This window comes from Oscillochloris sp. ZM17-4, assembly GCF_019599295.1.
In the GTDB taxonomy this organism is placed as follows: Bacteria; Chloroflexota; Chloroflexia; order Chloroflexales; family Chloroflexaceae; genus Oscillochloris.
In genome coordinates this window covers 1-6,344 of sequence record NZ_JAIEWN010000101.1, presented here as the reverse complement: position 1 = coordinate 6,344, position 6,344 = coordinate 1, and the positions used below count along the sequence as shown (strand labels likewise).

Sequence of the window (6,344 nt, the reverse complement as noted above, 5' to 3'; positions counted from 1 at the left end):
GCTCGATTTCGGCCAATAGTGGCACCGCCGACGAAGCCATCGGCGCGTTTCTACCCAGTGGCGGGGTGGTCTATCTGGTCGTCATCAGCGCTGAGGGCGCATCTGGCGCGCCCTATACCCTGAATATTCAGATCCAGCCTGGGCCGACCGCAACTGCCGCAACGCAGCCGGGAACCGTGGCGCTCAATCACACATTTGATCAGACAGTGCGTACATTGTTCATTCAGCATAGTACGCGCATGCAGAGCCGTTACAGCACATTGCCTGGTCAGAGTGTGGCGCTGACCAGTCTGTCCAATCTCTTGAGCCCAGGCAGCCAGATACTGACCGATAGCCATGGCGTACTGATCGACTTGGCGACTGATCTTGACCCAGCGGCTGCCAGTCGGCTTGCCGGACTCTACGCTCAGTGGGATGCCCGCCCCGATCAGCCGATTCTGGCCAATGCCACCGCAGGTCAGATTTGGCTGGTGATTGATGAGGCTATCCGGCTACGCTATCCCAATATCACCGATCTGGTGATCACTGGCGGCGATGAGGTTATCCCGTTCTATCGCACGATTGATGAAACCACGATCGGTAATGAGCGGGCCTATGTGGGCGATCTGGATGCCGAGGGTGCCGGGTTAAACCGGGCCACTGCGCTAGGCGGCAGTCTGTTCTTCCGCGGCTTGAAAACCGACAATTTCTATGCCGACCGCAAACCGACACCCTGGCGCGGGCGCCAGTTGTTTGTGCCTGATCTTGGCATTGGGCGGCTGGTAGAGTATCCATCCGAGATTGTCAGCTATCTCCAGGCGACAGTAAACGACCCGGCGGCGACGCGCTACATCATTCAGGCAGGCAGCGCCAACCCGGCACTGGTAACTGGCTATGACTTCCTGAGCGACTCGAGTAGCGAATTGGCAGATATCCTGGCGGCGGCGGGCGCGCCGGTGACGCGCCTGATTGGTGACACCTGGAGCGCATCTGAATTCACCAATCTCTGGTTCGGCGGGCAATTCAACCAGATCGCCAATAATTCGGCCTACAGTGGGCTGCATACGCCCTATGGGCTCATGGCGCTCAACAGCCATTTCAGCCATATCGAAGTATTGCCGGCCGATTACCTGAGCTCGGGGGCAAGTGTATTTGATGTCGAACCGCTACAGAATGCCACACCGGCCAGCCCTGGCGATGCCTACTTCCGCCGCGGTGGCCGCCCGACGCTGATTTATTCGGTCGGCTGTCACTCCGGGCTGAATGCGTCCGACGACTCTTTTATCACGGTTCGTTATCGGGCCGACTTCGCCAGCGCGATTATGCGCAATGGTGGCAACCTGATCGGCAACACCGGCTATGGCTATGGTGATGATGAAGTGGCCGGTTTCAGCGAACGGCTACAGATATTGTTTACCAATCAGATGTTACGGCCTGGCCAGCCATCGCTTGGCGCGGCGCTGGCACAAGCCAAGCAGCGCTATCTGCGCGACCGGGGTGTGACTAGCTTTAGTGTCTATGATGAGAAGGTACTGAGCGAATGGACATTGTATGGTTTGCCATATCTGCGGGTTGACGCTGCCACACCCCAGACAGAGGTTGAAGCAGGGCCGCTGGTGCTGACACCGCATCAGGCGCATGGCCTGATGACCCAGCCCGATCCGGCGAGTGGCGCGCCAACGTTTACCCGACTCATTACCATTACAACCAGCTTCCAGCTTGATGCGGCTGGCTTTGGCAGCATACTGCGTGCTACCAGTGTTATTGCTGATAGCATGCGCTCTGCGACAACAACCGTTGTCGGGGTGGATCAAGCCGCCTTGGGTCAGCCGGTGTTGCCAGCGCTCAGCTATGATCTGACATTACTGCCGGGAAGCGGGCCGCTGCCAGCCGAACCGCGTAGTGTACGCCTGCGGCAAGCGACCACTCTGCCCGATCTGACCAACTTTGATCCCTACGTGACGACGCCAATCACCCAGGAAAGTCGCCTGCGTGCGAATGATCCGATCCTAACGGTAGCAGATGTCTGGCTGCCGGATCAGCCGTATGGGGTGCAGCGTACCGTGAGTGGCGACACCGCAACTGACAAATTGCTCGTCTTGCCAGCACAGTTTCGGGCAACAGGATCGCGAACGGGTGCGCTGCGACGCTACCAGCAAATGGTGCTTGAGATAACCTATCTCGACCCAAATGTGGCAAATGACTCCTTGCTGAACGATGATATGCCGCCGGTGGTGAATGGCGTAACGATGACGGAAACACCGACGGGCGTGAGTATCAGCGCGGAGGCATATGATGACACAACCGCAGGATCATATCTGCAAGTTGAGGTGGCATGGACGAATGATGGATCAAGTTGGCAAACTATTGCATTGCCCTATCTTCAGGATCGGCGATATGCCCAGCAAGTGGCAATAACGAGTATGCCACGTGAAGTAGTGGTGACCGCGCACGATGCAAGTGGAAATATAGCCATGGCGCGAGTACCATTGACCATACATCAGGTTTACCTGCCGCTAGTGCGTCGCTAGTACTACAACGAGACTTGTCATTCCGAGTACCTGATGGCCCGTAGCCAGTGGTGCCGGGAGCAATCCGTTGTTGTCACCCTGAGCGCAGCGAAGGGTCGCGGCGCAAACAGAGCGCTGGTCTCGTCGACAAGTCCGGATTTCTCTGTCAAACTGAGTAGCACTGGCACCGCCGTTCCCTCTTGGCCAGGAGCTGCCATGGAAGCGACCCTCGCCGAGCACGTCCCAGCCTTTCTCGGTGCCATGGCCCGCGTGGCGCGGCTCCGGCCCCATACCCTGCGCGCCTACCGCTACGAACTGACCGCCGCGGCCGTTGCCCTGACCAGCCCCATTGACCAGCTCACCCTGGTGGAGCTGGAGCGCTGGGCAAGCCGCGGCGCGGTCGCCCCGAGCACCATCGCCCGCCGCACCGCGACCCTCAGCCGCTTCTTCACCTAGGCCGTCCGCCATCAGCTCTGCACCGTCCACCCCCTGGCCGTGCGCGAGCCGGCCCGGCAGCGCCAACAGCTCCCCCGCCCGATCGAGAGCAGCACCGACCGCACTGCCCTTGATCAAGCGATTGCCGGTGCCCCTCAGCCCTACCAGCTCCTCTTCACCCTGCTGCGCGAGGCCGGTATGCGCGCCGGTGAGGTGCTTGCGCTGAACCTGGGCGATGTCAGCCTGGCCGCCGGGCGTGAAGGACTCCGCGTGCGCGACCCCAAGAACGGCACCGAGCGCGTAGTCGTCCTCGGCCCGACGTCGACGCCCCGCAGCCTGCGCATGCTCCGCAGCCACCTCAAGACCCTCGCCGGCCAGCCGGCCCACGTCCCCCTTGTCCGCTCGCCACGCGGCACTCGCGTGAGCTACGACGCCCTGCACTATCAGTGGCGCCGGGTCTGTGAGCGTGCGCAGCTTGTGGACGCCGCTGGCGCACCGCGCTACACCCTGCATCAGCTCCGTCACACCCGTGGCAGTGAACTGATCGAGCAGGGCCAGCCGATGGAGATCGTCCAGCGCGTGCTCGGCCACCGTGACCCGCGCTCCACCCAGGGCGACGCCGCGCTCCATGACGACCAGGTGCACGCTGCCTTGGAGCAGGGGCGACGCTAAGCGATGCCCGCCGTTCAGGACACCGCTTATCCCCGCCTACGCAGCACCATCACGCCCGCCGAGCTTGAGACCGTCTACACGCCCGCCCCCGCCGAGCTCGCCTTTGCCGATCAGGTGGCCCGCTGAGGCCGCGCCCGCCTGGGGCTCCTGGTCAGTCTCAAAGTCTTCCAGCGCCTCGGCTACTTTGTTTCCCTGGACACCGTGCCAGATGCCATCGTGCGGCATATCGCCCGCGTCACCCGCTCCCACGTGCGCCTTGCTACCCTCGCTGACTATGACCGCTCCGGCACCAGAGCGCGTCACCGGGCGGCCATTCGGCGCTATCTCGACATTCGCGCCTGGGGCGCGGCGGGCCGCCATGTAGTTGTCCAAACCGTTGCCCTGGCCGCCCAAACCAAAAATGATCTGGCCGACCTGATCAATGTGGCGCTGGAAGAGTTGGTGCGTCAGTGGATCGAGTTCCCGGCCTTCTCCACGCTCCTGAACACCACACGGCGCGTGCGCACCATCATGGGGTGATCGTACTTTTTCCGGGAAAAGTTCCGCTAAGAGCGAAGGGGGCTTTTGACCGTCCTGGTGCTGTAAAGTACTAATTTGTTCACGCATCGTAGCAGCGTTATATTGCAACCCCCTTCCCTTCGTCGGAGAATCGTTGACGTAGAATCATACAATCCCACTCTCTTTACACGATGTCGAAACCGCTACCGAGTAAAGAAGGCTCACACACGCCTGGTTCGTCGCAGAATCTCCCTTCTCGGTCGAGTTTTTCCTTTGCGCTGCGCGTCACAAGCGTGCCCTGATCTGAGAATCGCGTTGGGATGCGATGCCGATGACGGGCAGCGCGTGCTATACTGGGCACGTTCCCTCCCAAAACTCGTCGCAGAACACTCGCGCCTCTGCAGGAGGCCGCCATGCCCGCGTATTCTCTCCGTGACAACGACCCCGAGTCGCTGCGCGCCTTCGTCGCCACGCTCGGCCGCCGCGACCCCAAGACCGTCGCCGCCTACCTCTCCTCCCTGCGCTCCCTGATCGCCTGGCTCGCCACCCAGCCCGACGGCAGCCCCTTCCGCCCCGATGTGCTCACCGTCACCGCGCTCCAGGGCTACGTCGACCACCTCACCGCCGCCGGCCAGCAGCCACGCACCCGCGCCCGCGCGCTGACCGCCATCTCTCGCTTCTGTAAATGGGCCATCGACGCCGGCCAGCTCACGCGTAACCCCGCCCACGCCATCGAGCGGCCCACCGTCCCCTCCCTCAGCCCCACCGAGCTGACCGCCGAGCAGCGCACCATCCTCAAGACCCTCGTCGAGCGGGCCGACTCGCGCCGGCTCGCCGCCATCTTCGCGCTCGGCTACTGGGCCGGCCTCCGCATCAGCGAGGTCGCCACCCTGCGCATCGACCACTGCGTGCTCACCCAGCGCGCCGGCGCGATCACCATCGTCGGCGCCAAGGGCGGCAAGACCCGCACCATCGACCTGCACAACGAGGCCCGCAAGGCCCTCGTCGCCTACCTGACCCTGGACGCCAGCGCGACCGAGGCCCGCGAGCCCGACAGCCCCTTCGTGTTCACCAGCCAGCGCGCCGCCGCCCTGCGCCGGCGCGACCAACCCGACAACCTCTCGCCCCGCGGCATCGAGCACTGCTGGCAGCACCTCAAGGCCCAAGCCACCCACGCATCCTGGCCGCGCATCCAGGACGTGACCTTCCACGATCTGCGCCACGACTTCGCCCACCGCGCCCGCGGCGCCGGCTGGACCCTGGAGGCGATCGCCCTCTACCTCGGCCACCAGACCAAGGACGGCGCTCCGGCCATCGCCACCACCGCGCGCTACACGCTGCCCACTCGCACCCAGATCCGCGAGCAGTTGAAGACGCTGCCCGGCTAGCGGCCGGGCGTGCGTCCGGGAAACGTCTATGGCGTCGCATAGCCCCGCGCTCCTCACCACGGCGCAGCGCGCGCTGCTCAGTCGGCTGCCCGACGACTTGCCCGACCGCGACATCGCCCGCTTCTACACGCTGACGCCCGCCGACCTCGCCTTCATCTGCCAGCATCGGCGCAGCGTCAACCGCCTGGGCGTCGCCGTGCAGCTGTGCATACTGCGCTACCCCGGCCGGACGCTGATGAGCCTGCCGGACGTGCCCGTGCGCGTGCTGCGCGCCATCGCCCAACAGCTCGATATCGCGCCCGCGGCCTTCATCAGCTACGGCGGGCGCCGCACCACCTGCTACGAGCACCTCGACGCGATCAAAGCCCACTATGGCTACCGCACCTGGACGTGGCAGGATGCCCGCGCCGTGATGCGGGCAATCGTCCCCCAGGCCCAGGCCAACGCCCAGGCGCTGCCCCTGATTGAGGCGGCCCATCAGCAGTTCCGCGAACGGCGCATCATCCTTCCAGGCATCGCCACGGTCGAGCGCCTGGTGTGGGGCGTGCAGCGCGTGGCGACCCGCAGCGTGGAGCGCCTGCTGACCCGCGATCTCACCGCCGACCAGCAGGCCCGGCTCGACGCCCTGCTCGTCGTCGCCGCCGACGCCCCGCGGCCGACGCGCGGCAGCATGCCGCTCACCTGGCTCCGTGAGGAGCCCGGCGACCCCTCCCCGGCCACCCTGCTCCGGCTGCTCGACCAGCTCACGATCCTGGCCGACCTCGCCCTGCCGCCGCTGCCCCCGACCCTCCATCGTTCACGCTGGCGCCAGCTCGCCCGCCAGGGCGCCCACTATCGCCCCCAGCCGCTGCGCGTGCTTGAC

7 protein-coding genes are annotated in these 6,344 nt (G+C 64.4%); all 7 read left to right on the top strand.

Annotated elements, in window-relative coordinates:
• Positions 1-2,510, top strand: a 2,510-nt coding sequence (locus tag K2Z83_RS27545; protein ID WP_220598376.1) for a hypothetical protein, incomplete at its 5' end; no start/stop codon positions are given.
• A 195-nt stretch (positions 2,511-2,705) separates the two neighbouring features.
• Positions 2,706-2,945, top strand: a complete 240-nt coding sequence (locus K2Z83_RS27540; protein WP_220598375.1) for a site-specific integrase — start codon at positions 2,706-2,708, stop codon at positions 2,943-2,945.
• A 39-nt stretch (positions 2,946-2,984) separates the two neighbouring features.
• Positions 2,985-3,596, top strand: a complete 612-nt coding sequence (locus tag K2Z83_RS27535; protein ID WP_220598374.1) for a site-specific integrase — start codon at positions 2,985-2,987, stop codon at positions 3,594-3,596.
• A 3-nt stretch (positions 3,597-3,599) separates the two neighbouring features.
• A complete protein-coding gene (locus tag K2Z83_RS29560) occupies positions 3,600-3,722 on the top strand; it encodes a hypothetical protein (protein WP_255604560.1) in 123 nt (40 codons plus the stop codon).
• Positions 3,723-3,734: 12 nt separating this feature from the next.
• Positions 3,735-4,115, top strand: a complete 381-nt coding sequence (locus K2Z83_RS27530; protein WP_220598377.1) for a DUF4158 domain-containing protein — start codon at positions 3,735-3,737, stop codon at positions 4,113-4,115.
• A 392-nt stretch (positions 4,116-4,507) separates the two neighbouring features.
• Positions 4,508-5,482: a tyrosine-type recombinase/integrase gene (locus K2Z83_RS27525; RefSeq protein ID WP_220598373.1), complete on the top strand. Its 975-nt coding sequence runs from the start codon at positions 4,508-4,510 to the stop codon at positions 5,480-5,482.
• Between the two features lie 28 nt (positions 5,483-5,510).
• On the top strand, positions 5,511-6,344 hold an 834-nt coding region (locus K2Z83_RS27520), incomplete at its 3' end, for a DUF4158 domain-containing protein (RefSeq protein WP_220598372.1).